This is a genomic window from Streptomyces globosus (genome assembly GCF_003325375.1).
GTDB classification, from domain to species: domain Bacteria; phylum Actinomycetota; class Actinomycetes; order Streptomycetales; family Streptomycetaceae; genus Streptomyces; species Streptomyces globosus_A.
Genome location: NZ_CP030862.1, coordinates 4,204,598 through 4,225,905, shown reverse-complemented (window position 1 = coordinate 4,225,905; position 21,308 = coordinate 4,204,598). Strand labels below are relative to the sequence as shown.

Below are 21,308 nucleotides of genomic sequence, written 5' to 3'. Positions count from 1 at the left end.
CCCGGCCCGGTCACCCGTCCGCGATGTCGTTCGCCGCGGCGTAGCCGAACGCCATCGCGGGGCCGATCGTCGACCCGGCCCCCGCGTAGCTGCGGCCCATCACCGCCGCGCTCGCATTGCCCGCGGCCCACAGGCCCCGGATGACCGAGCCGTCCGGCCGCAGCGCCCGCGCCCGCGCGTCCGTCACGATGCCGCCCTTCGTCCCCAGGTCGCCCGGCACGATCCGGAACGCGTGGAAGGGCGGCAGCAGGACCGGGGCCAGGCAGGAGTTCGGGTACACCCCGGGGTCCGTGTAGTAGTGGTCGTACGCCGTCCGCCCGCGGCCGAAGTCGGCGTCGGTCCCGCTCCACGCCTGGGCGTTGAACCGGCTCAGCGTCGCCCGCAGCGCCGCCGCCGGCACGCCGATCCGCTCCGCGAGGCCGTCCCACGTCCACGCCGTGTGCACCGCCCCCGCCGCGTACCACGCGTCCGGAAGGGGCAGCGCGGGCAGCACGTCCTTGAACAGGTACTTGTTGCGGTAGTGCTGGTCCACCACCAGCCAGGCCGGGATGTGGGAGCCAGGCGCACCCCGGTCCTTCTCGTACATCACGTGCACCACGTCGCTGTAGGGGGCCGCCTCGTTGACGAACCGCGCCCCCGCCGCGTTCACGAGCAGCCCGCCCGGCAGGGTGCGCTCCGCCAGGCAGAAGTACGGCTCCCCGGGCAGCGGCACCGTCGGCCCCCACCAGGCGTCGTCCATCAGGTCCAGCGCCGCCCCGGCCCGCTGCCCGGCGCGGATCCCGTCCCCGGTGTTCTCCCGGGCGCCCACCGACCACTGCGTGCCGGCCGGCTGCTGCTGGTACTGCGCGCGCATCGCCGCATCGTGCTCGAACCCTCCCGAGCCGAGGACGACGCCCCGGCGGGCCCGCACGGTGCCGCGGACGCCGCCCTTCTCCACGACGACACCGGTGACCGCCCCGCCCTCCGTCACCAGGTCCGTCAACGGGCACTCCAGCCACACCGGTACCCCGGCCTGCGCCAGCCCCGCCCGCAGCCCGGCCGCCAGTGCCTGGCCCATCGTGAGCGGCTTCTCCCCGCGCAGCGCGGCCCGCGTGCCGCGCGCCAGGCACGCGGCGGCGACGGCGGCCCCCCGCGCGTTGACGGCGGCCAGGGTCAGCCACCGGTAGTCCTGGCCGAAGACGACCATCCCCGCGGGGACGGGCATGTACGGCGGGTTCAGCCGGGCCAGTTCGGCGCCGAGGACGCGGCCGTCGAGCTGGTCGGGCTCGATGGAGCGGCCGTTCGCCAGCCCGCCGGGCAGGTCCGGGTAGTAGTCGCTGTACCCGTCCATGTAGCGGAAGCGGAGGGGGCTGTTCGCCATGACGAAGTCCAGCATCCGCGGCCCGTTCGCCAGGAATGCCGCCTGGCGGTCCGCCGGCACGGACGGACCCACGACCGCCGCCAGGTACGCGGCCGCCTTCTGCGGGGTGTCGGGTACGCCGGCGCGCAGGATCACCGAGTTGTTCGGCAGCCAGATCCCCGCCCCGGAGCGCGCCGTCGACCCGCCGAAGGCCGGCGCCTTCTCGACCAGCAGCACGCTGAGCCCGCGCTTGGCCGCGGTCAGCGCGGCCGTCATCCCGGCGGCCCCGGACCCGACCACGACGACGTCGTACTCGCCGAACCCGGGTCCGGCGTCGGCGCGTGCCACGGATGCCGGAAGGCCGGCGGCGAGCGCGCCCGCTCCCGCCCCGGCGAGGAGCGCGCGGCGCGAGGGAGGGGGTGCGGGGCGCGGATCGGGGGCGGTGCTCGCGGTCATGGCAGGCTCCGGCGGGAAGAGGCGGCAGGTGTCTGATGCAGTGTCAGAAACCTGTGCCCGGGACCCCGCGATGTCAAGTCATCCGTCCGCATGCCGGCCCGGACGCACGAAATCCCGTGGAGCGCACACCGGTTGTGTGCGCCACGGGATTTTCGTGACGGTGTCGTTCGCCGCCTCTCAGCGGGTCCCGACGGCCGCGCGGACCGCCCTGCGGGCCATGCCGCAGTCGTCGTGCAGGCGGCGCAGCAGCAGCCGCTGCTCCTCGCCCGAGGACAGGGCGCCCGCCGGCAGGGGCTGGTTCGGGGCGGAAGCGGCCATCGACCGCTGCACCGCCGTCTCGCACATCCGGATCTCCCGGGTCAGCACCAGCATCAGGTTGACCAGGAACGCGTCCCGCGCCGCCGGTCCGGCCGCCTGGGCGAGCCGGCTGATCTGGCTGCGCGCGGCCGGCGCGTCACCCAGCACCGTCCACAGCGTCGCCAGGTCGTAGCCCGGCAGATACCAGCCCGCATGCTCCCAGTCCAGCAGCACCGGCCCCGCCGGCGACAGCAGCAGGTTCGACAGCAGGGCGTCTCCGTGGTTGAACTGCCGCTGCACGCCGGCCAGCTTCAGCCCGCACAGCAGCTTCTGCAGGTCTCCCAGGTCCCGGTCCGTCAGCAGCCCCAACTCGTGGTACCGCGCGATCCGCTGCCCGTAGTTCAGCGGGTCCCCGAAGAGATCCGCCGGCGGCCGCCACTGGTTGACCCGGCAGACCGCTCCCAGCGCCGCCCGCAGGTCGGGTCGCGGAGGGGCCTCCACCGGATGCCGCTGGAGTGCCGCGACCCGGCCCGCCATCCGCTCCACCACCAGCGTCCCGTTCTCGGGGTCCGCGGCGATCAGCCGCGGCACCCGGACCGGCGGGCGGTGTCGGACGAACGTCCGGTACGCCGCGATTTCGTGCCGGTACCGCTCGTGCCATTCCGGCGAGTGGTCCAGTAAAACCTTCGCCACGGCGGTCATCCGGCCGGTCGTCCCCACCAGCAGCACCGACCGGCCGCTGCGCCGCAGCACCTGCACCGGAGCAAACTCCGGGCAGATCCGCTGCACCGAGGCCAGTGCGGTGCGCAACTGCGCCCCCTGCGGCCCCGACAGGTCGATTCTCCCGCTGAGCGGCTGCGTGACGGCCCCCGGCATCCGCCGGGCCCGGACGGCGCCGGGAAGCGGCACCGCGGGGCGGGCGGCATCGAGATAGGAGCCCCCGCCCGCCTGGAGCGTGCGGTGGGGCCGGACCGGGGCGGACACGGAGGACGTTGCTGCATACATGGCGTTGCGGTTCCCTTCGTGCGCCGACGAGATCTGTACGCCGCCCCGCCGGCCCCGGGTTTCGCCCTGGGGAGTTCCGCCCGGCGACCGGGTCGGGGAGGCGCATTCCTACCTGACACCCTGGCGCGGGTGGCGGACCATCTGGCTGCCCCTGGCGAAGCCTGGCGAATAGTCGCTGGGCATCTGTCGGCGGGCTACTGTCAAACCAGCCGAGAACCTGGGGGCTTGACGTGAGCAAAGGACCAAACACCCGACTGAGCGACCTGTTCGGCCTGGCCGGCTGGTCGAAGGGTGAGCTGGCGAGGATGGTCAACCGGCAGGCGGCCGCGATGGGCCACCACCAGCTGGCCACCGACACCTCGCGGGTACGGCGGTGGATCGACATGGGGGAGACCCCCCGCGAACCGGTGCCCACCGTCCTGGCAGCCCTGTTCACCGAGCGGCTCGGTCGTGTCGTGACCATCGAGGACCTCGGGTTCGTACGGCAGCGGCGCACCTCCGGGCGGCAGCCGGACGGGGTGCAGGACAACCCCGAAGGCATGCCCTGGGCGCCCGAACGCACAGCCGCGGTCCTCACCGAATTCACGGGAATGGACCTCATGCTCAACCGTCGCGGTCTGATGGGTGCAGGAGTGGCGCTCACCGCCGGCTCCGTCCTCACCAACGCCATGTACGACTGGCTGCACACCGACCCGGGTGCGGGCGGCCAGGCCCAGCGCTTCGGCGAATCATTCCAGGCCGACCCGGCCGGCTTCGACCGGTACGAGGCCGCGCCCATCGGAGCGGAGGAGATCGAGGCGCTGGAGCGCTCCGTGGAGGTCTTCCGCGCCTGGGACGCCGCCAGAGGCGGCGGCCTGCAACGCAAGGCCGTCGTCGGCCAGTTGAACGAGGTCGGCGGCATGCTGGCGTACCGCCACCCCGACCACCTCCAGCGGCGCCTGTGGGGGGTGGCGGCCAACCTGGCGGTGCTGGCAGGCTGGATGTCGCACGACGTGGGCCTCGAACCCACCGCCCAGAAGTACTTCGTGATCGCTGCGCACGCCGCCCGCGAGGGGGGCGACCGGCCGCGGGCGGGCGAGGCGCTGTCGCGGGCGGCCCGCCAGATGGTGCACCTGGGCCGGCCCGGCGAGGCGCTGGACCTGATGAAGCTGGCCAAGTCCGGTTCCGGCGAGGAGACGCTGCCGCGCACCCGGGCGATGCTGCACACCATCGAGGCGTGGGCGCAGGCCGCGATGGGCAAGGGGCAGGCCATGCGGCGGACCCTCGGCGAGGCCGAGGACCTGTTCGTGTCCGACAAGGCCGACGTGCCGCCGCCCTCCTGGATGCAGCACTTCGACGAGGCGGACCTGCACGGCATGCAGGCCCTGGCCTACCGGACGCTCGCCGACCACGAGCCGTCCGCCGCGCCGATCGCCCAGCGGCACGCCCGCGAGGCGCTGCGGCTGCGGGCCGGCGGCCACCAGCGCTCGCAGATCTTCGACTACATCTCCATGGCCTCGGCCTGCTTCATCGCGGACGACCCCGAGCAGGCGGACCGGTACGCCCGCCTCGCCCTCGTCTCCATGAACGAGACCTCCTCGCACCGGACGTGGGACCGGCTGCGGGAGATGTACCGGCTCACCGGCCAGTACGCGGGGTACTCGCGCATCGAGGACCTGCGGGACGAGATCAAGCTGGCCCTGCCCAACAGCCCGGTGCAGCAGACGGTCTAGGGGTGCCGGTGCGCGCGCCGGACCTTCCGGCGGCGCCACGACGGAAAGGCCGCGCCAGGGGCGCGGCCTCCGACCGGTCCGGCGCGGCAGAGGGCTCGGCTCCGGCGGCCGTCAGGTACCGATCCGGGCGACCAGGACGCAGGCGCCGCCTTCGCGCCCGTCCCCGCCGAACTCCTCGACGACCGTACGCAGGCAGTCCTGCGCGGATGAGGCCGCGGAGAGCCGCGGTGCGAGAGCCAGGAGCCGCTCGGTGCCGTCCGCCCGGCCGAGCCCGGCGTCGTACGGCAGCAGCCCGTCCGTGTGCAGGACGAGCACGTCGCCGGCTTCGAGCCGCTCCTCGGCCTGCCCGTACGTGGCTCCGGTCGTGGCGCCCAGCAGTACGCCCTCGGGCGGGGCGAGGGTGCGGCCGGTGCCGGCGCGGACCAGCAGCGGGGCGGGGTGGCCGGCCTGCGCCCAGGACAGGACGCGGCTCCCCGGGTCGTACCGGCAGCAGACGGCCGAGCCGAGCGCGGGCTGCACGGAGGCTTCGAGCAGCCGGTTGAGCCAGCCCATCAGGGGGCCCGGCTCGATGCCGGCCATGCCCATGCCGCGGAGGGCGCCGAGCATCATCGCCATGCCCGAAGTGGCTGTGACGCCGTGCCCGGTGAGGTCGCCGACCGTCAACAGGGTGTGCCCGTCGGGAAGGTGCAGGGCGTCGTACCAGTCGCCGCCGATCGGTGCGCCCGCCGCGGACGGGAGGTGGTGGGAGGCCACGTCGAGGGCGCCGGCGCTGTCGTGCGGCAGCCGCAGGGAGGTGCGCCACGGGGGCAGGACGGCCTCCTGGAGTTCCACGGCGAGCCGGTGCTCGGTCCGGGCGATCTCCCGGCGGTGCCGCAGGGACTCGCGGGACTCGTGCACCGCGCGCCGGCTCCGGCGCAGCTCGCTGACGTCCCGGAAGACGGCCCACATGGAGGCGGTGCAGCCGTCGCCGTCGAGGACGGGCTCCCCCCGCATGTGCAGCGTGCGGACCCGGCCGTCGGGCCGGACGATGCGGAACTCCCCGTCGAGCGGCGTGCCGTCGACGAGGCAGGCGGTGAGCATCGCGGTGAGCAGGGGCTGGTCCTCGGAGAACAGGGTGGAGCCGAGCTCGTCGAGGGGAAGGGGGCCGGCCGCGGGGGAGCGCCCGAAGATCCGGAAGAGCCCCTCCGACCAGCTGGCCTCGTCGGTGAGGAGGTTCCACTCGGCGCTGCCGATGCGGGTGTGCCGGCCGTCGGCGCTGTCGCGGACGTCGCCGCCGTCCGGGCCGGGCTGCGTCTGCGCCCGGCCGTCGGAGGCCGCGGGCGGGGGCAGGCCCTTCTTGAGCTGGCCCAGCTGGTCGTGCAGGTCGTCGAGCTGGTGCACGGCAAGGTCGCACAGCGCCCGCTGCCAGCGGCCCTGTGCGCCGTCCCCGGCGGCGGTGTCGCGGCGCACCGCGTCGAGGCTGCCGCGCAGTCGCCTCGCCTGCGAGATCAGGGCGTCCACCGATGCCGGCTCGGGCGGCTGCGCGGGACGGTCCGCGAACAGATGGGACGGCATGTGCACTCCGATACAGGCGCGGCGCGGCCAGGTCTGAAACAGAAGGGCCTCTACGACTCTGGCACAGGCGTGAAGGGGCTGTAAGGCGATTGGCAACATCCGTCCCGGGCTTGCTTCTGGCATATGCCTGAGGCTTCCCGGCGGCCGGCCGGGGTGTGCGAACGATTCCGGTCACCACTCCGGCCTACCCGGCCGCCGGGCCCGTCCGTCACACCGTGATCGGCACGGGATGGATCTCGTTGGCGGGGTGGCCCGTGCGCTCGTGGATCCGCTGGACCGCCTCCGCGGACGGCGCCTCCGACAGGCAGTACACGGTCCCGGACTCGGGGTCGGCCCAGGCCCGCTCGAAGTGCACCTTCTCCTCGGCCTCGATCGCCAGGTCGGCCCGGTGGGCGGCGGACAGCTGCTCCGCCGTGATGCCCTTCATGCCGTGGTGGACGTCCATGAACTTCGTCACCGCTGCACACCTCCTCCATACGCTCGGCAGGGACGGGTCTCCTGCTTCCATCGTCCGCCCATGGCGGGAAAAAGGCGCCACGGTCACTCCCGCTCGAAGGCACGGCCGACGCGGCTCACCCCGCAGGGGCGTTCGCTTCGCACAAGGCGCCGGAGTGCGCCGCCACGGGGGACCCCCGAACGAAGGACCCCCGCCCGGGCGCGTACGACCGGCGGCCCCGGGGCCCTTGCCGGCGTTCCGCATCCGCGCCCGCCCGGCCCCCGCTTCGCTACCCGTCGGTAGGGTCCGGCAGCGGCGGAGCGGGCCCGGCGCCGGGCCGCCTCGTCGCCGCGCCGACGCTCGCCCTCGTCACGCACGCCGCCGCGGAGGCCCTCGCCCCGCACACCGCGCACGCCGCCGTCCCGTCCCCGCCCGCTCCGGCCGACCTCGTCGACCTCGGCGACCTGTTCATCCTGCCCGGCGCGCCCACCGCGGCCCTGCTCGCGCTGACCGCCCCGCGGGCTGCGCGCAGGGCATCGCCTTCCACGAGGAGTACCGCTCACGCACCGCCTGCCTCGTCGAGATCGACACCGCGACCCCGAGCGCGTCCGCGTCACCCGGGCCGTCATCGCCGTGGACGTGGGCCTGCCCGTCAACCCGCGCGGCCTGGAGGCCCAGATGGCCGGAGGCCTCACCGACGCGATCTCCACCACCCTGCGGGCCGGCCTGCACATCGACAGGGGGCTTCCGCCGAGCGAGAGCCCCACCGCCGACGCGCCCGACGACCTGCCCCTGCTGTGGGTGCTGCGCGACATGCTCGGCGTCACCGGCCCCGAGTACGGCTGCGGCGTCGACGTCTGCAAGGCCTGTACGAGCCACTCCGACGGCCGGGACATCCGGCCCTGCGTCGTGCCCGTCTCGCAGTGCGCGGGCAGGACGGTGACCACCATCGGGGGGCTCGCCGACGGCGACCGGCTGCACCCCGTGCAGGAGGCCTGGCTCGAACAGGACGTGTCGCAGTGCGGGTTCTGCCGGCCCGGCCGGATCATGGCGGCCGCCGCGCTGCTGCGGCGCACCGCCGAGCCCACCGACGAGGACATCGACGCGATCGCCGACATCTGCCGCTGCGGCACCCATCCGCGCATCCGGGAGGCCATCCGCAGCGCCGCGGCGCGCAGGTGAGCGGGAAGGCCCCGGGAACCCCCCGTGGTACCCGGGACCGACGCCCGCGCCCAGCGTAGGCGCGCGGCGGCCGCGCTGCCGGTTCAACACCGCACAGCGAGCAGGCGAGAGCGGTGTCACAGCGCACAGCGGGACAGCGGTGGTTGAATGCGGCGGCGCCCCCCGCACCGAACGGAGCCTGCCATCCCGAACCCGCCCGCACCGACCCCGCCGGTGCGCCCGTCCGGCACCCCGGCACCCCCGCAGAGCCGCTCCGACGACGTGCTGAAGATGCACCGCCTCGCGCACTCCGGCGGTTCGGCCGCCGTCCTGCGCTGGCTCGCCGCCCGGCTGGGCGGCTGGGTCGGCGTGGTCGCCACCGCCGCGGGCCCCGGCCCGCACGGCGCCGCGGACCCCGCCACCCCCGAACCCGCCCTTCGGGGAGCCGCCGAACTCGCCGACCGCGGCCTGCGGTCGGCCGTCCTCGACGGCGGCGGATCCACCGCGCTGCTGTTCGCGCTGGGGCAGGGCCGCGCGCTCGCCGCCGTACTCCGCCCGCCGCACGACCCGGCCGCGCCGGCGCTCCTGGCGGACGCCGCCGTGCCGCTGGCCCTCGTCCTGCGCGCCGAAGACGCGGAGCGGCGCGACCAGCGGGCCGAACTCGCCGAGTCCCGGGCCCGCGAGGCGGTCCTCCACCTGCTGATGAACGGCCGGCTCTCCACGGCCCACCAGGTCGCCGAGGCGCTGTCCCCCTCGCTTCCCGAGCCGATGCGGATGCACGTCGTCGCCTGCCGGCCCGGCGAGCGGACCGCTGTCGCCCGGCTCTGCGGGGAGCTGACCGGCGGCAGCGCGTGGGTGGTGCGCTGCCCGGTCTACGAGGGCCACCTGATCGTGCTGGTGCCCGCCGAGGGCCGGCACGGACCGGACGGGCACGCCGCCCTCGCCGCGGCCGTTGCCGCCGCCGTCCCCGGGTGCGCCGTCGGCGCGAGCGGGGAACTGCCGCTGCGCGAGGCCCCCGCCGCGTACACACAGGCGTTCCACGCCCTGGCCGTCGCCCGCTCCCGCCCCGGGCGGCACGCCCGCTTCGGCCCCGGCCCGGAACCCGAACTGGCCGCCCACGCGGCCGGATCCGGCTGGGCGGCGGCCCTGCTCACGCCGCTGCACACGCACCGGCCGCGCCGCCCGCAGGACCCCGGAGCGCAGGAGCTGCGGGCCACGGCCCGGGCCTGGCTGGACTTCGGACCGCACGCCACGCGGCTGCTGAAGGTCCACCGCAACACCCTGGCGACGCGGCTGCGCCTGATCGAGTCGCTGACCGGCGCCGACCTCTCCCGTCTCGCCGACCAGGCCGCCCTCTCGCTGGCACTGCGGCTCACCCCCGACAGCCCCCTCGCCGCGCCCGCCGGCCCCGGGACGCCGCCCGCGGACCTCGGCGCGGGCCTCGACGCCGTGCTGCGCCACCCCGACGTGGCCGCCTGGGCCCGCGCCCACCTCGCCCCGCTGACCGGCCCCGACGCCCCGCCCGGCGCGTACGGGACGGTCCTGGCCTGGCTGCGCCACGACGCCCGCCTGGCCCCGACCGCGGCCGCGCTCGGCATCTCCGTCCCGGGCACGCGCAAACGGCTCGCCCGCACCGAGACCGTCCTCCAGCGCTCCCTGCTGCGCTCGCCGAGCGCCCGCCACGACCTCTGGCTGGCCCACCGCGCCGCGGAGCTGGCCCAGCCCGGCAGCGAGCCGTGAACGCGCCCCGTCCGAGGCCCCGGCCGGCTGCTACGGCGCCCTGCGCGGGCGGGGGCGCCGTAGCGCGGCCGAGGCGGGGTGCTGGAGGTACGCCGTGTGGGCCAGGGACAGTTCGACCACGTGCGCCGGGTCGGACAGCGAGCGGCCCGTCAGCTGCTCCAGGCGGCGCAGCCGGTTGGAGACGGTGTTGCGGTGGCAGTACAGGCGCTGCGCGGCCAGCGTCGTCGAGCCCTGGCAGGTCAGCCAGGTGCCCAGCGTGCCCAGCAGCACCCGGCAGTCCTCCGCGGGCAGCGCCAGCACCGGGCCGAGCACCACCTGCCGCAGCCGGTCCGCCAGTTCGGCCTGCGCGGCCACCAGCGCCATCGGCAGCCGCTCGTCGAGCAGCGCCGCGCCGGTGCCCGCCGGGGCGGGGACGGTGCGCAGGGCGAGCGCGGCCAGCCAGCGCGCCCGCGGCAGGTCGCCGGGCGCCTCCACCACCGGGCTGATGCCCGCCCGCACCCCCAGCGGGGCCAGCAGCTCCCGGACCGCCTCCAGCGGGTGCCGGCCGAGGTCCACCAGACCGGTCCCGCCGTCGGAGCGGACCCGCCACAGCACCCGCGGCCCGGCCGCGGCCGGCGCCTCGGCCGGTACGCCGCCGGCGGCCCCGGGGCCGACGGCGACGACCGCGAACCGGCCCCGCTCGGGGAGCCCGAGCTGCGCCGCCGCCTCGGAGACGGCCGGGCCGTCGGCGGCGCCCCCGCCGTCCAGCAGCGTCTCCAGCAGGGCCGCGCGGCGCTCCCGGTCGCGGTCGCAGCGCGCCGCCTCCGTACGCCGGTACGCCTCCGCCACCGCGTCCGTCATCTGGTCCAGGACGTCCCACAGGACGGACGCGAGCGGCAGCAGCCGCGGCAGCGCGCCCGGGTCGTGCGCCGTGACCGCCTCGGTGAGGGTGTGCCAGAGCAGCCGGCCGCCGCGTCGGTACGTGCGCAGCAGGGAGGCGAGCGGCAGGCCCTGTTCGGCGCGCAGCGTCCCCGTCGCCCGGGCGTCGGCGAGCTCGACCGGCAGTCCGCGCGAGCTGCGCACCAGCCCGTCGACGGACTGCGCGAGGCTGTGGTGGATCCGGTCGCGCAGCTCGGTGCGGCCGAGGAGGGCGGCGTACGCGGGGTCGTCGGCCAGCGTCCGCTCGGCGAGCCGGTCCGCCGCCACGGCGATGCGGCGGGAGAGGTCCTCCCGTATCTCGTCGATGATGATCGGCTCCATGAGGGGCAGGGTGGCACGGAAGCCGGACCGGTGGACAGGGCCGGGGCGGCCCCTGTGCCGGCGGGTCCGCAAGGGGCGGCCGTCGGACACCCGCCGCGCCGTGATCAGCAATCACGGTCAAAAGTTGTCGGGTTCCAGCCAAGGTGTCGCGCGGTTCCGCGCATGTTCCCGCGGAAAATGCCGGAAGGCCGTTGCACGCTGCGGAACTTGAGTAGGTTCCCTCCTGTCGCGCCGAAGGACCGTGCACTTCGCACATCTGGCCGGGAGGGGAGCCCGCGTTGCCCGGGATCGACGAATGCCTGCTCGAAGCCATGGCGCTGCCCGGTGCACGCGGCGCCGCGCTGGTGGACTGGAGCAGCGGGCTGGCCCTGGGGACCGCCGGGGACTCGCCGGTCGGGGACCACGAGACCACCGCGGCCGAGACGGCGGAGCTGGCCCGGGCGGCCGCCGAGTACGAGTCGTTCGCGCAGGCGGGCCCCGATGCGGCGCCGGGTGCCGCGGCCGACCGGGCCCAGCCCGTGGAGGACGTGATCGTGACCACCCGCAGCGGCTACCACGTGCTCCGCTTCGTCGAGACCAGCTTCGACAGCAGCGTCTTCCTCCACCTGTGGCTGGACCGCACCGAGGGCAACCTGGCCCTCGCCCGGCACAGACTCAGGGCCCTCGCGGAGGGGCTGGTGCTCAGATGACCGGCCTCGCCACCGCCGCCGTGTCCCCGCTGCTCACCCGCCTCGCCGCCGAGCGCGCCACCGGCGCCCTGCTCCGCGACCGCGGCACCCTCTTCCTGGAGGACGGCCGCATCGTCCACGCGGAGAGCCCCGCCACCCCCGGCCTCGACGTCCTCCTCACCACCGGCGGGAGCCTCGCCCCCGAACGCTGGCGCGAGGCCGTCGACCGGGCCGGCGCCCGCCGCCAGGTCGCCCGCTTCCTCGTGGACAGCGGCGGCCTCGCCGGCGGCGAACTGGAGATATGCCACCTCGCCGCCATCTTCGACGCCGCCTTCTTCGCCCTCTCCCCGGGGAGCGGCCCCTCGCGGTTCCGCCGCGGCGCCACCCACTGGATCGGCTCCGTCCGCTCCGTCCCGGCCGCGGCCGTCGAGCGCGAGACCCGGCGCCGGCGGGAGCTGCTCGACGCGGTGTGGCCCTACCCGCAGCTCGACACCTCCCCCGTGGTGCCCCGCTCCGCCGCCCCCGGCCAGACCGTCACGGCCCGCCAGCGCGCCCTGCTCGCGTATGCGGACGGCCTGCGGACCCCGGCGGACCTCGCCTGGGTGCTGGGCCGGCCGGCCTTCCACACCCTCCTCGACGTGCGGCGGCTGGCCGCGGCCGGCCTGGTGGAGACCCCGCTCGCGCCGGTCCGGGCGGTGCGCGCCGCGACCACCCTGCCCGAATGGATGACCGACACCCAATCCCCGGACGTGGCGCTGCTCCGCCGGTTACGCGACGCACTGGAGGCAAGCCTGTGAGGCTCCCGCTGCGACCGGCTCTGCGCTCCGAGCGCGCCGACCGCCCCGAGCGCGCCGACCGCTCCGAGCGGGGGCAGCCCGAAAGGAGAAGAGCCGACATGAGCACGGCGATGGTGCCCGCCGAGGCCGAAGCCGAGATACTCGCCGAGCTCCGCCGGCTCCGAGCCCGGGTCCCGCAGCTCAGCGGTGCCCTGGCCGGCAGCTCCGACGGGCTGGTCCTCGCGCAGGACAGCGCCGCCACCGAGGTCGAGGCCGTCGCGGCCCTGACCGCGGCCGCCCTCGGGGTGGCCCAGCGGCTCAGCGACAGCACCGGGCAGGGCGGCTTCCGCGAACTGCTCGTCCGCGGCGAGCACGGCTACGTGGCCACCTACGCGGCCGGCGACGCCGCCGTCCTCACCCTGATCGCGGAACCCCGCGTCAACGTGGGCCGGCTGCACCTCGAAGCCCGCCGATCCAGCCTCCGCATAGCGGAGCTGCTCGACCACACCCTGGCCCGCCGGGTCGCGGCAACCGCCCCGCCCCGGCCCCCGCTGCCGCCCGCGCTCCCGCCGGCGCGGCCGGGGCCGGCCGGCTGACCCGCATGCAGCACCCCACCACCCGAAGAAAGAGGAACACACCGTGAACGTCGAAACCGCGCTCAAGGAAGCGACCACCGTGATCGACGGCGCGATCGGCGCCGCACTCGTCGACTACGGCAGCGGCATGGCGCTCGGCACCGTCGGCGGCGGCAAGGAACTCGACCTGGGCGTCGCCGCGGCCGGCAACACCGACGTGGTCCGGGCGAAGGTCCGCACGATGGAGATGCTCGGCCTCAAGGACGAGATCGAGGACATCCTCATCACCCTCGGCGGCCAGTACCACCTGATCCGGCTGATGAAGGGCCGCGGCTCCTCGGGCTTCTTCCTGTACCTCGCGCTGGACCGCGGCCGCGCCAACCTGGCCATGGCCCGGCACCAGCTGAAGAAGATCGAGGCCGAGCTCGAAATCTGAGCGGGGGTTCGGCCGGACACCGACGCCGAGGTGACGGGCGGCGGAATTCTTTGCCGTCCGTCCCGGCGGACCATGGGATATGTCCAGGATGGGGGGACTTTATCATCCTGTAACCGAGTAGGATGCTCTCACCTACTGATCATCCCAAGAGCTTTCCCCACGCTGGAGAACCCGCACCCCATGCCCCCGCGCCTGAGCATCGTCGTCCCCGTCTACAACGTCGAGCTCTACCTCGACGAGTGCCTGGAGTCCATCGCCGCCCAGACGTTCGCCGACTTCGAGTGCATCCTGGTCGACGACGGTTCCACGGACAACAGCGCCGCCATCGCCAAGGCCTTCGCCGCGCGGGACAAGCGGTTCCGGGTGGTCATGCAGGAGAACGCCGGCCTCGGCGCCGCCCGCAACGTCGGCGCCCGGCACCTCATCGAGGGAACCGAGTACCTGGCCTTCGTCGACAGCGACGACACCATGCCGGACTACGCGTACGAGCGGCTCATCGCCGCCCTCGACGAGACCGGCTCCGACTTCGCCGGCGGCAACGTCAAGCGCTTCCGCTCCGTCGGCATGCAGCAGTCCTGGGGCCACCGGGCGGCCTTCGCCAGGACGCAGCTGAAGACCCACATCTCCAAGTTCCCCGCGCTCGTCACCGACCGCACCGCCTGGAACAAGGTCTACCGCCGCAGCTTCTGGGACGAGCACGGCTTCCAGTACCCCGAGGGCATCCTGTACGAGGACGCCCCGGTCAGCATCCCCGCGCACTACTTCGCCTCCAGCGTCGACATCCTGAGCGACTGCGTCTACCACTGGCGGGTCCGCGAGACCGGCGAGCGCTCCATCACCCAGCGCTCCACCGACCCGGTCTCCGTCATCGACCGCGTCACCTCCGTCCGCCTGGTCCGCGAGGCCCTCAAGGCCAAGCAGGGCGCGAAGTACACCCGCTACCTGCGCGACTACGACCACAACGTGCTGAGCGAGGAACTCCCGCTCATCTACAAGTACGTCGGCGAGGGCGGCCCCGAGTTCCGCGCCGCGTTCGTCGAGCACGTCGGCGGCCTCATCAAGGAGATCGGCCCCGAACCGTGGCCGAACCTCACCGTCGCCGACCGCCTCAAGGCGTACCTGGCCGCCGAGGGCCGCGTGGAGGACTTCATCGCCCTCTGCCACCACCAGCGCGACTACGACTACAGCGTGCCCGTCAAGGGCCTCGCCCGCCCGCAGGCCGACTACCCCTTCCTGCAGGGCCGCCCGCCGGTCCCCGCCAGGCTCCTCACGCTCGGCACCCGCGAGCGCCGCGTCGTCAGCCGCCTGGAGCAGGCCGTCTGGAAGGACGGCAAGCTGCTCCTGCGCGGCTACGCGATCCCCGGCCACCTCGGCGCCGAGAACCGCCTCGCCTCCCGCAAGGCGCTCGTCTTCCGCGAGGGCGGCAAGCGCCGCCGCACCGTCGTGGGCGCCCGCACCGTCGCCTCCCCGATGGCCACCGTCAACGCCCCGCACCTCGCGCTGCGCCACGCCGACTGGGCCGGCTTCGCCGCCGTCGTCGACCCGAGCGTCTTCCAGTCCGGCGGCAAGTGGCGCGACGGCATATGGACGACCTCCATCGCCGTCACCGGCCCCGGCGGCCTCCACCGCGCCCGCCTCAAGGGCGGCGAGTCCGACACCGGCCAGAACCCGCCCTCCCACTGGGTGGCCCCCGACGTCCGGATCCTCCCCAACGCCCAGGGCGCCCTGACCATCCAGGTCGAGGTCGTCCGCGCCCGCGCCCTCGACGTCCGCCCCAGCGGCGACGACGCCCTCGAAGTGGCCGGCGAGCTCGCCGCGGGCATCAGCGGCGCCGCCCTGCGCGCGGTGCACGTCTCCACCGGCACCACCGCCACCTTCCCCGTCGAGACCGGCACCCCGCGCGGCGGCCGCACCCCGTTCACCGCCCGCGTGCCGCTCGCCGACCTGGCCGCCGTACCGGACGCCGAGACCGGCCCCGGCGAGTGGGCCCCCGAGCCGTGGAGCCTCTCCGTCACCGGAGCAGACGGCCGCGAACACCGCCTCGCGCACGACGAGCGCGCCGGCTTCGCCGGACTCGTCCTGCCGCTGCCCGGCGGGGACACCGGCCGGTCCGTCTACGCCAAGCGCGGCAACACCGGCCACCTCACCCTCTCGGTGCAGCCCTCGCCGCCGCTCGTCGACTCCGTCTCCGCCCAGGACGGCACCATCACCCTGGCCGGCCGCTTCACCGCCCCGACCGACGAGCCGTACGAGCTCGTCTTCCACGACGCCCGCGGCGTCGAGTTCAGCTACCCCGTCACCCGGGACGGCGACCGCTTCGAGACGGCCTTCGCGCCCCTCCTCCCCGAGCCGTACGCGGGCCGCACCACCCTGCCCAGCGGCCGCTGGTGGCCCACCCTGCGCCCCGTCTCCCAGGGCGGCACCACCGCCGGCCTGCTCGGCGTCGACCGCGGCGCCCCGGTCCAGTTCGCGCCGACCGCGCTGCACGCCGGCCCCGTCGCCCTCTCCGCCGAGGGCCGCCGGATGCGCGTCGAGGCCCGCTTCCACGACCGCATGGTGCTCGTCGCCGACCCCATGCTGAGCCCGCACGACCGCTCCCGGTACGCCCAGCGCGTCCTGCGCTTCGAGACCTACCCGGCGCGCCGTGCCCTGCCGCTGAAGGACGTCGTCGTCTACGACGCCTTCCAGGGCCACGGCGGCGGCGACTCGCCCCGCGCCATCCACGAGGAGCTCCTGCGGCGCGGCGAGAAGCTCGACCACGTCTGGCTGGTCCGGGACGGCCGCACCGAGGTCCCGCCGACCGCCCGCGCCGTCCAGCACGACAGCGTCGAGGCCTGGGACGCCCTCGCCCGCGCCCGCTACTACGTCGTGAACGACAGCGTGCCGCGCCGCTTCCGGCGCCGCCCGGGCCAGGTCGTCGTCCAGACCTGGCACGGCACGCCGATCAAGGAGATCGGCCACGACTTCATCCACGACTACTACACGAGCCCCGACATCCTGGAGGGCCTGGAGCACGACAGCGCCCAGTGGACCCTGCTCGCCTCCCCGAGCTCGTACGCCACCCCGATCCTCAAGCGGGCGCTCGGCTACGAGGGCGAGGTCATCGAGTCCGGCGCCCCCCGCACCGACGCGCTCGTCCGCCCCGACGCCGAGCGGATCGCCGAGGTCCGGCGCCGGCTCGGCCTGCCCGAGGGCAAGAAGGTCGTCCTGTACATGCCGACCTGGCGGGAGAACCGCGAGGACTGGTCCGGCGGCTACAAGCTCGACCTGCAGATCGACCTCGACGCGGCGCGCCGCGAGCTCGGCGAGGACCACGTCCTGCTCGTCCGCGGCCACCACCACGTCACCGAGCAGGTCCGCGACCGGGCCCGCGACGGCTTCGTCGTCGACGTCTCCCGCTGGCCCGACCCGACGGACCTGCTGCTCGTCGCCGACGTGCTGGTCTCGGACTACTCCTCGGCCCTGTTCGACTTCGCGCTGACCGACCGGCCGATCCTGCTCTTCACCTACGACCTGGAGCACTACCGGTCCACACTGCGCGGCTTCAACTTCGACCTGGCGGAGAAGGCCCCCGGCCCGCTCCTGGACGACTCGGCCGCCCTCGTCGAGGCCATCCGCAACGCCGACGCCCTCGGCGAGCAGTACAAGGACGCGCGCGCCGCGTTCCGCGCCGAGTTCTGCGACCTGGACGACGGCCGCGCCGCCGAGCGCGTCGTCGACCGGATGCTGGCGAAGGGCGCCGCGGGCGAGGCGTAGTCCGAACGGGTGCACTCCGGGCACCCGGCGCACCTGGCCCCGGGCCACCGATGAATCCGGGGCCCGGGGCCGGTCTACAAGGGACACGGGGCGGCGCCCGGCCGGGCGCCCCCGCGCACCCTCCTGGAGGCAGTCATGAGCAAGGGCTTCACCACGTGCCTGTGGTTCGACGGGGAGGTCGAGGCCGCCGCCGCGTACTACGTGTCCGTCTTCAAGGACGGGCGGATCGGCAGGACGGCCCACTACACCGACGCCGTGCCCGACCGGGCCGGCGAGGTGCTGACCGTCGAGTTCGAGGTCAACGGGCAGAAGTTCGTCGGCCTCAACGGCGGCCCGGAGTTCCGCTTCTCCGAGGCGATCTCCTTCCAGATCCACTGCGACGACCAGGCGGAGGCGGACCGCTACTACGACACCCTCGTGGGCGACGGCGGCGAGGAGTCCGCCTGCGGCTGGGTCAAGGACCGGTTCGGGGTGTCCTGGCAGGTCATCCCGCCCGGAGTGATCGACCTGGTCACCGACGCGGACCCGGGCCGGGCGGCCCGCGCCACCGCCGCCATGCTCACGATGAAGCGGCTGGACGCGGCGGAGCTGCGCAGGGCCGCGGACGCCGCCTGACCGCCCGGCGGGGGAGGTCCGCCGCCTGCCCGGCGGGGGCGCCGGTCAGGCGGCGAGCGCCCCGAGGAGCGCCGGCAGGGCCGTCCCGATCGGCTCCCGGACCACCTCGTCCGCGAGCGCGTCGTACGGGGTCTCCTCCGCGTTCACGATCACCAGCCGCGCGCCCGCCTCGGCGGCCATCCCGGCCAGCGAGGCGGCCGGCTGCACCTGGAGCGTCGAGCCGACCGCGAAGAACACCGTGCAGTTCTTCGCGACGGCCACGGCCTGCGCCAGCACCTCCGGATCCAGCCGCTCGCCGAACATCACCGTCGCCGGCTTCAGGATTCCGCCGCAGGCCGTGCAGGCGGGGTCCGCCTCGCCCGCGGCGAGCCGGGCCAGCGCCTCGTCCATCGGGGTCCGGGCGGCGCAGGCCGTGCACACCACGGCCCGGGCGGTGCCGTGCAGCTCCAGGACCTTCCGCGGCGGCATGCCGGCCAGCTGGTGCAGCCCGTCCACGTTCTGCGTGATCACCCGGACCGGGATGCCGCTGCGCTCCAGCCCGGCCACGGCCAGGTGGGCGGCGTTCGGCCGGGCGTTCAGCGCCCCGACCTCGGCGCGCATCCGCCAGGACCGGCGGCGGACCTCCGGATCGGCCATGTAGTGCTCGTACGTGACGAGCTTCTCGGCCCCGGGATCGCGGCGCCACAGCCCCTGCGGCCCCCGGTAGTCGGGGATCCCGGAGTCCGTGGAGACTCCGGCCCCGGTGAACACTGCGACGAGCGGCTTTCCCATGCGGGCGACCCTACGGACGGCGCAGGGCCGCCCGCGACCGGATTTCGCCGGCAGTATCGGTTCTGCGGTGAATCCCGCCCCCCACCGGAGTGAGATCGGGGGCCGGCCCCCGCCCGGGGCCCGGGCCGCCGGTTACACATCCCGCATGAAGCTCAAGCCGTACGGCCTCGGCGCCGCGCTCTCCGCCCTGCTCGTGCTCCCCGCGGCCGCCCCGGCCTCCGCGTCCGCCCCCGCGGATCCCGGCCCGGCGGCCGCCGCGGGCCACAGCCCCACGGCCATCGGCGCCTTCCTCATCGACTTCTACGGTGAGCGCGGCCCCTCCGACCGGGACCGGGAGCTGCGCGTGTCCCAGCACCTGAAGGACAGACAGGCGCACAGCGCGGACCTGGACGTCCTGCTGTGCGCCCGCACCGCGCCCCGGGGCGTCGGCATCGGCCCGGTCACCGTGGCCCCGGGCGCCGGCATCGGCTGGGCCACCGTCACCACGTACTGGGCCGAGGGCGGGACGGACACGTTCACGGCGTACGTGCGGCTGGACTCGCGGCCGATCAAGCTGGACGACGTCGTCTGCGCGGGCTGACGGCCCCTGCCGGCCGCCGGGCGTCTGGGGATCTCCGGGACGCCTGCGGGCGTTCCGCGCCTTCTGCTACAACACGGCACATGACGGGATTCGAGATCACCGGCGCGAGCGGCGCCGACATGGAGCTCATCCGCACCTGGGCCGACGCCGAGGGCTGGAACCCGGGCGACACCGACCGGTACGCGTTCGCGGTCGCCGATCCGGCGGGCTTCCTTGTGGGCCGGCTCGACGGCGAGCCGGTGGCCTGCATCTCGGCCGTGCGCTACGGCACCGGTTTCGGGTTCATCGGCTTCTACATCGTCCGCCCGGAGTTCCGCGGCCGCGGCTACGGCCTCCAGCTGTGGCAGGCCGGGATGAAGCGGCTCGACGGGCGGCTCGTGGGCCTCGACGGCGTCGTCGAGCAGCAGGGCAACTACCGCAGGTCCGGCTTCCTGCCTGCCTGGAACAACGTCCGCCACGAAGGCCGTCCGCGGCCGGACGGCGGCGGCCCCGCAGCCGGCGGCGCCACTGCCGGCTTCGAGCTGGTGGACGCCGCCTCGCTGCCGTTCGAGCAGCTCGCCGGCTACGACCGGCGGTTCTTCCCCGAGGCCCGCGACGGCTTCCTCGCCGCCTGGACCGGACTGCCCGGCCGCACCGCCCTCGCCGCGGTCCGCGGCGGCCGCGTCGAAGGGCTCGGAGTGGTCCGGCCGTGCAGCGGCGCGGCCCGGATCGGCCCGCTCTACGCGGCGGGCCCGGACATCGCGGCCGCCCTGCTGCACGGCCTGGCCGAGCAGACCCCGGACGGAGTCGTCGCCGTGGACGTGCCGGACGCCAACGCCGCGGCCACCGCCCTGCTCGCCGGACTGGGCATGGAGCCCGTCTTCGAGGCCGCCCGCATGTACACGGGGCCGGCCCCGCGGATCGACATGGCCGGCCTGTACGGGGTGACGAGCCTCGAACTCGGTTGACCGGCAGGCGCGGGCCGGACGGCGGTCGCACGGCGCCGCCCGGCCCCCGCCGGTGCAGGGCCGCCGTCAGAACGCGAACAGCGTGCTGCTGGTGTGGTAGAGGCCGCAGGGGTTGGCGTAGGTGTGGGTGTAGCTGAACTTGCGGCCCTGCCACACGCCCTCCGCGGTGACCGTCAGCGGGTTCCACTCGCGGGTGCAGTCGACTCCCGGGCCGGGCTCGGCGATCCTGTCGAGGTCCGCGGCGTGCCGGCGCATGTCGGCGCAGGCCCGTGCGGGGGAGGGGTGCGTGCCGTGCGCCCTGGGGGCGCAGCTCAGGGTCACCGCGCGCTGGACCGTCCCGTACGCGGGGTCCTCCCCGGCGATCACGGACAGGACCAGGGCGGACGGCGCGTACATGCTCTGTGTACCGGTCGGCGCGGCGTCGGCCGCTCCGGGCCAGGCCAGCGCGGTGAACGCGGTGAGCGCCATGGCGGCGGAACCGAGGCCGAGACTCCGTGCGATGGACCGCATTGCGAACTCCCTTGGGTGGGTTGCTTCGGATAGCGGACAGGAGTCTTGCCGACACAAGCCGTGAACGCCCGTTCGCACCGTGATTTTTCGTCACCGTTCGTGAGCGAGTGTATGCACTCCGCAGCGGCCTGGGGCGCACTGACCTGTGGGGGAGCGCGCCGGGGATTCGGCCGAACACACGCGCTGAAACGTTTCCCGCACGCGGTGCCCGGCCGCTCCCGGCGGCCGGCGCAGGGCCGCGGAGGCTACTGGACGGCCGACGCGGCGCGCGGCGCGTACATGTCCAGCAGCCGTGTGCGGGTCTGCTGCAGGCGCAGCGCGAGGACCCGCCCCACCCAGTGCCCGACCGCGGACCCGAAGGCCGGGTCGGCGTCCATCGCCATCCGTACGGCGGTCGCGTCGAACTCGTACGCGCGCACCGGGGTCATCGCCTCCGCGCTCAGCTGCCACACGTACGGCGGGAACAGCCAGGACCAGCCCACGAGCTCCCCGGGCCCGAGGTTCTCGATCGGCGTCGGCCGCCGCCCCCCGGGCACCGGGGTCTGGAGGGTGACCGTGCCGGAGCGCACGATCCAGAACGACTCCGACGGCGATCCCTCCTCGAAGATCCGGGCGCCTTCGGGGAAGTTGACCTCCAGAGCGTGGGACATCAGCCGGCCGCGGTGCTCGGCGGAGAGGACTGCGGCGATCCGGACAGGGGATGGTGTGCTCACGACGGCCTCCGATCAGGGTCCC

19 protein-coding genes are annotated in these 21,308 nt (G+C 75.0%); 11 read left to right on the top strand and 8 right to left on the bottom strand.

Annotation, left to right across the window (positions count from 1 at the left end):
• Positions 1 to 10: 10 nt before the first annotated feature.
• Both kstD and C0216_RS18545 read right to left on the bottom strand, forming a co-directional pair.
• Positions 11 to 1,795 carry a 3-oxosteroid 1-dehydrogenase gene (gene kstD, locus C0216_RS18550; RefSeq protein ID WP_114056360.1) on the bottom strand — a complete coding sequence of 595 codons (1,785 nt, stop codon included), beginning with the start codon at positions 1,793 to 1,795 and terminating at the stop codon, positions 11 to 13.
• A gap of 177 nt (positions 1,796 to 1,972) precedes the next feature.
• Positions 1,973 to 3,097: an aminoglycoside phosphotransferase family protein gene (locus C0216_RS18545; RefSeq protein ID WP_114056359.1), complete on the bottom strand. Its 1,125-nt coding sequence runs from the start codon at positions 3,095 to 3,097 to the stop codon at positions 1,973 to 1,975.
• 230 nt (positions 3,098 to 3,327) lie between these two features.
• Between C0216_RS18545 and C0216_RS18540 the strand changes: the two genes are divergently transcribed.
• Positions 3,328 to 4,809, top strand: coding sequence for a DNA-binding protein NsdB (locus tag C0216_RS18540; RefSeq protein ID WP_114056358.1), 1,482 nt, complete (start codon positions 3,328 to 3,330; stop codon positions 4,807 to 4,809).
• Between the two features lie 111 nt (positions 4,810 to 4,920).
• Here the strand turns inward: C0216_RS18540 and C0216_RS18535 are convergent, their stop codons facing one another.
• Both C0216_RS18535 and C0216_RS18530 read right to left on the bottom strand, forming a co-directional pair.
• Positions 4,921 to 6,363, bottom strand: a complete 1,443-nt coding sequence (locus tag C0216_RS18535; protein WP_114056357.1) for a PP2C family protein-serine/threonine phosphatase — start codon at positions 6,361 to 6,363, stop codon at positions 4,921 to 4,923.
• A gap of 208 nt (positions 6,364 to 6,571) precedes the next feature.
• Positions 6,572 to 6,820 carry an SCO4226 family nickel-binding protein gene (locus C0216_RS18530; RefSeq protein WP_114056356.1) on the bottom strand — a complete coding sequence of 83 codons (249 nt, stop codon included), beginning with the start codon at positions 6,818 to 6,820 and terminating at the stop codon, positions 6,572 to 6,574.
• Positions 6,821 to 7,432: 612 nt separating this feature from the next.
• Here C0216_RS18530 and C0216_RS18525 point away from each other — a divergent pair.
• The gene (locus tag C0216_RS18525; RefSeq protein ID WP_246042613.1) at positions 7,433 to 7,981 is read left to right on the top strand and encodes a (2Fe-2S)-binding protein; all 549 of its coding nucleotides are present in this window, start codon (positions 7,433 to 7,435) and stop codon (positions 7,979 to 7,981) included.
• Positions 7,982 to 8,194: 213 nt separating this feature from the next.
• Positions 8,195 to 9,700 (top strand): helix-turn-helix domain-containing protein, encoded by a 1,506-nt coding sequence (locus C0216_RS18520; RefSeq protein ID WP_342777117.1) that lies wholly within the window; start codon positions 8,195 to 8,197, stop codon positions 9,698 to 9,700.
• A 30-nt stretch (positions 9,701 to 9,730) separates the two neighbouring features.
• On the opposite strand, the gene C0216_RS18515 is transcribed toward C0216_RS18520, so the two are convergent.
• Positions 9,731 to 10,939, bottom strand: coding sequence for a PucR family transcriptional regulator (locus tag C0216_RS18515; protein WP_162793264.1), 1,209 nt, complete (start codon positions 10,937 to 10,939; stop codon positions 9,731 to 9,733).
• A gap of 278 nt (positions 10,940 to 11,217) precedes the next feature.
• On the opposite strand from C0216_RS18515, the gene C0216_RS18510 reads away from it, so the two are divergent.
• The 6 genes from C0216_RS18510 to C0216_RS18485 all read left to right on the top strand — a co-directional run bounded on the left by C0216_RS18510 (position 11,218) and on the right by C0216_RS18485 (position 17,765).
• A complete protein-coding gene (locus C0216_RS18510) occupies positions 11,218 to 11,628 on the top strand; it encodes a hypothetical protein (RefSeq protein WP_114056354.1) in 411 nt (136 codons plus the stop codon).
• On the top strand, positions 11,625 to 12,404 hold the full coding sequence (locus C0216_RS18505) for a transcriptional regulator (protein ID WP_114056353.1): 780 nt from the start codon (positions 11,625 to 11,627) through the stop codon (positions 12,402 to 12,404). Before C0216_RS18510 ends, C0216_RS18505 begins: the two co-directional genes overlap by 4 nt.
• Before the next feature lie 110 nt (positions 12,405 to 12,514).
• A complete protein-coding gene (locus tag C0216_RS18500; RefSeq protein ID WP_114058764.1) occupies positions 12,515 to 12,979 on the top strand; it encodes a roadblock/LC7 domain-containing protein in 465 nt (154 codons plus the stop codon).
• A 43-nt stretch (positions 12,980 to 13,022) separates the two neighbouring features.
• On the top strand, positions 13,023 to 13,394 hold the full coding sequence (locus C0216_RS18495; RefSeq protein WP_114056352.1) for a hypothetical protein: 372 nt from the start codon (positions 13,023 to 13,025) through the stop codon (positions 13,392 to 13,394).
• A gap of 180 nt (positions 13,395 to 13,574) precedes the next feature.
• Positions 13,575 to 17,150 carry a bifunctional glycosyltransferase/CDP-glycerol:glycerophosphate glycerophosphotransferase gene (locus C0216_RS18490; protein WP_162793263.1) on the top strand — a complete coding sequence of 1,192 codons (3,576 nt, stop codon included), beginning with the start codon at positions 13,575 to 13,577 and terminating at the stop codon, positions 17,148 to 17,150.
• A 135-nt stretch (positions 17,151 to 17,285) separates the two neighbouring features.
• A complete protein-coding gene (locus C0216_RS18485; RefSeq protein WP_114056350.1) occupies positions 17,286 to 17,765 on the top strand; it encodes a VOC family protein in 480 nt (159 codons plus the stop codon).
• A gap of 45 nt (positions 17,766 to 17,810) precedes the next feature.
• Here C0216_RS18485 and C0216_RS18480 read toward each other — a convergent pair whose 3' ends face one another.
• Positions 17,811 to 18,536 (bottom strand): SIR2 family NAD-dependent protein deacylase, encoded by a 726-nt coding sequence (locus tag C0216_RS18480; protein ID WP_114056349.1) that lies wholly within the window; start codon positions 18,534 to 18,536, stop codon positions 17,811 to 17,813.
• Between the two features lie 145 nt (positions 18,537 to 18,681).
• Here C0216_RS18480 and C0216_RS18475 point away from each other — a divergent pair, with 145 nt between their 5' ends.
• Together C0216_RS18475 and C0216_RS18470 are read left to right on the top strand one after the other, a co-directional pair.
• A complete protein-coding gene (locus C0216_RS18475; RefSeq protein WP_114056348.1) occupies positions 18,682 to 19,116 on the top strand; it encodes a hypothetical protein in 435 nt (144 codons plus the stop codon).
• A gap of 80 nt (positions 19,117 to 19,196) precedes the next feature.
• Positions 19,197 to 20,063, top strand: coding sequence for a GNAT family N-acetyltransferase (locus C0216_RS18470; RefSeq protein WP_114056347.1), 867 nt, complete (start codon positions 19,197 to 19,199; stop codon positions 20,061 to 20,063).
• 66 nt (positions 20,064 to 20,129) lie between these two features.
• Here C0216_RS18470 and C0216_RS18465 read toward each other — a convergent pair whose 3' ends face one another.
• Both C0216_RS18465 and C0216_RS18460 read right to left on the bottom strand, forming a co-directional pair.
• The gene (locus C0216_RS18465) at positions 20,130 to 20,573 is read right to left on the bottom strand and encodes an SSI family serine proteinase inhibitor (RefSeq protein WP_174250422.1); all 444 of its coding nucleotides are present in this window, start codon (positions 20,571 to 20,573) and stop codon (positions 20,130 to 20,132) included.
• 245 nt (positions 20,574 to 20,818) lie between these two features.
• Complete coding sequence (locus C0216_RS18460) at positions 20,819 to 21,286, bottom strand: Crp/Fnr family transcriptional regulator (RefSeq protein ID WP_174250421.1); 468 nt, start codon at positions 21,284 to 21,286, stop codon at positions 20,819 to 20,821.
• Positions 21,287 to 21,308 lie beyond the last annotated feature (22 nt).

What these genes read in the sequence shown, in the direction of transcription:
- kstD (WP_114056360.1), bottom strand. Translation starts at nt 1,795, where the DNA reads ATGACCGCGAGCACCGCCCCCGATCCGCGCCCCGCACCCCCTCCCTCG.
- C0216_RS18545 (WP_114056359.1), bottom strand. Translation starts at nt 3,097, where the DNA reads ATGTATGCAGCAACGTCCTCCGTGTCCGCCCCGGTCCGGCCCCACCGC.
- C0216_RS18535 (WP_114056357.1), bottom strand. Translation starts at nt 6,363, where the DNA reads ATGCCGTCCCATCTGTTCGCGGACCGTCCCGCGCAGCCGCCCGAGCCG.
- C0216_RS18515 (WP_162793264.1), bottom strand. Translation starts at nt 10,939, where the DNA reads ATGGAGCCGATCATCATCGACGAGATACGGGAGGACCTCTCCCGCCGC.
- C0216_RS18505 (WP_114056353.1), top strand. Translation starts at nt 11,625, where the DNA reads ATGACCGGCCTCGCCACCGCCGCCGTGTCCCCGCTGCTCACCCGCCTC.
- C0216_RS18500 (WP_114058764.1), top strand. Translation starts at nt 12,515, where the DNA reads ATGGTGCCCGCCGAGGCCGAAGCCGAGATACTCGCCGAGCTCCGCCGG.
- C0216_RS18490 (WP_162793263.1), top strand. Translation starts at nt 13,575, where the DNA reads ATGCCCCCGCGCCTGAGCATCGTCGTCCCCGTCTACAACGTCGAGCTC.
- C0216_RS18485 (WP_114056350.1), top strand. Translation starts at nt 17,286, where the DNA reads ATGAGCAAGGGCTTCACCACGTGCCTGTGGTTCGACGGGGAGGTCGAG.
- C0216_RS18480 (WP_114056349.1), bottom strand. Translation starts at nt 18,536, where the DNA reads ATGGGAAAGCCGCTCGTCGCAGTGTTCACCGGGGCCGGAGTCTCCACG.
- C0216_RS18475 (WP_114056348.1), top strand. Translation starts at nt 18,682, where the DNA reads ATGAAGCTCAAGCCGTACGGCCTCGGCGCCGCGCTCTCCGCCCTGCTC.
- C0216_RS18470 (WP_114056347.1), top strand. Translation starts at nt 19,197, where the DNA reads ATGACGGGATTCGAGATCACCGGCGCGAGCGGCGCCGACATGGAGCTC.
- C0216_RS18465 (WP_174250422.1), bottom strand. Translation starts at nt 20,573, where the DNA reads ATGCGGTCCATCGCACGGAGTCTCGGCCTCGGTTCCGCCGCCATGGCG.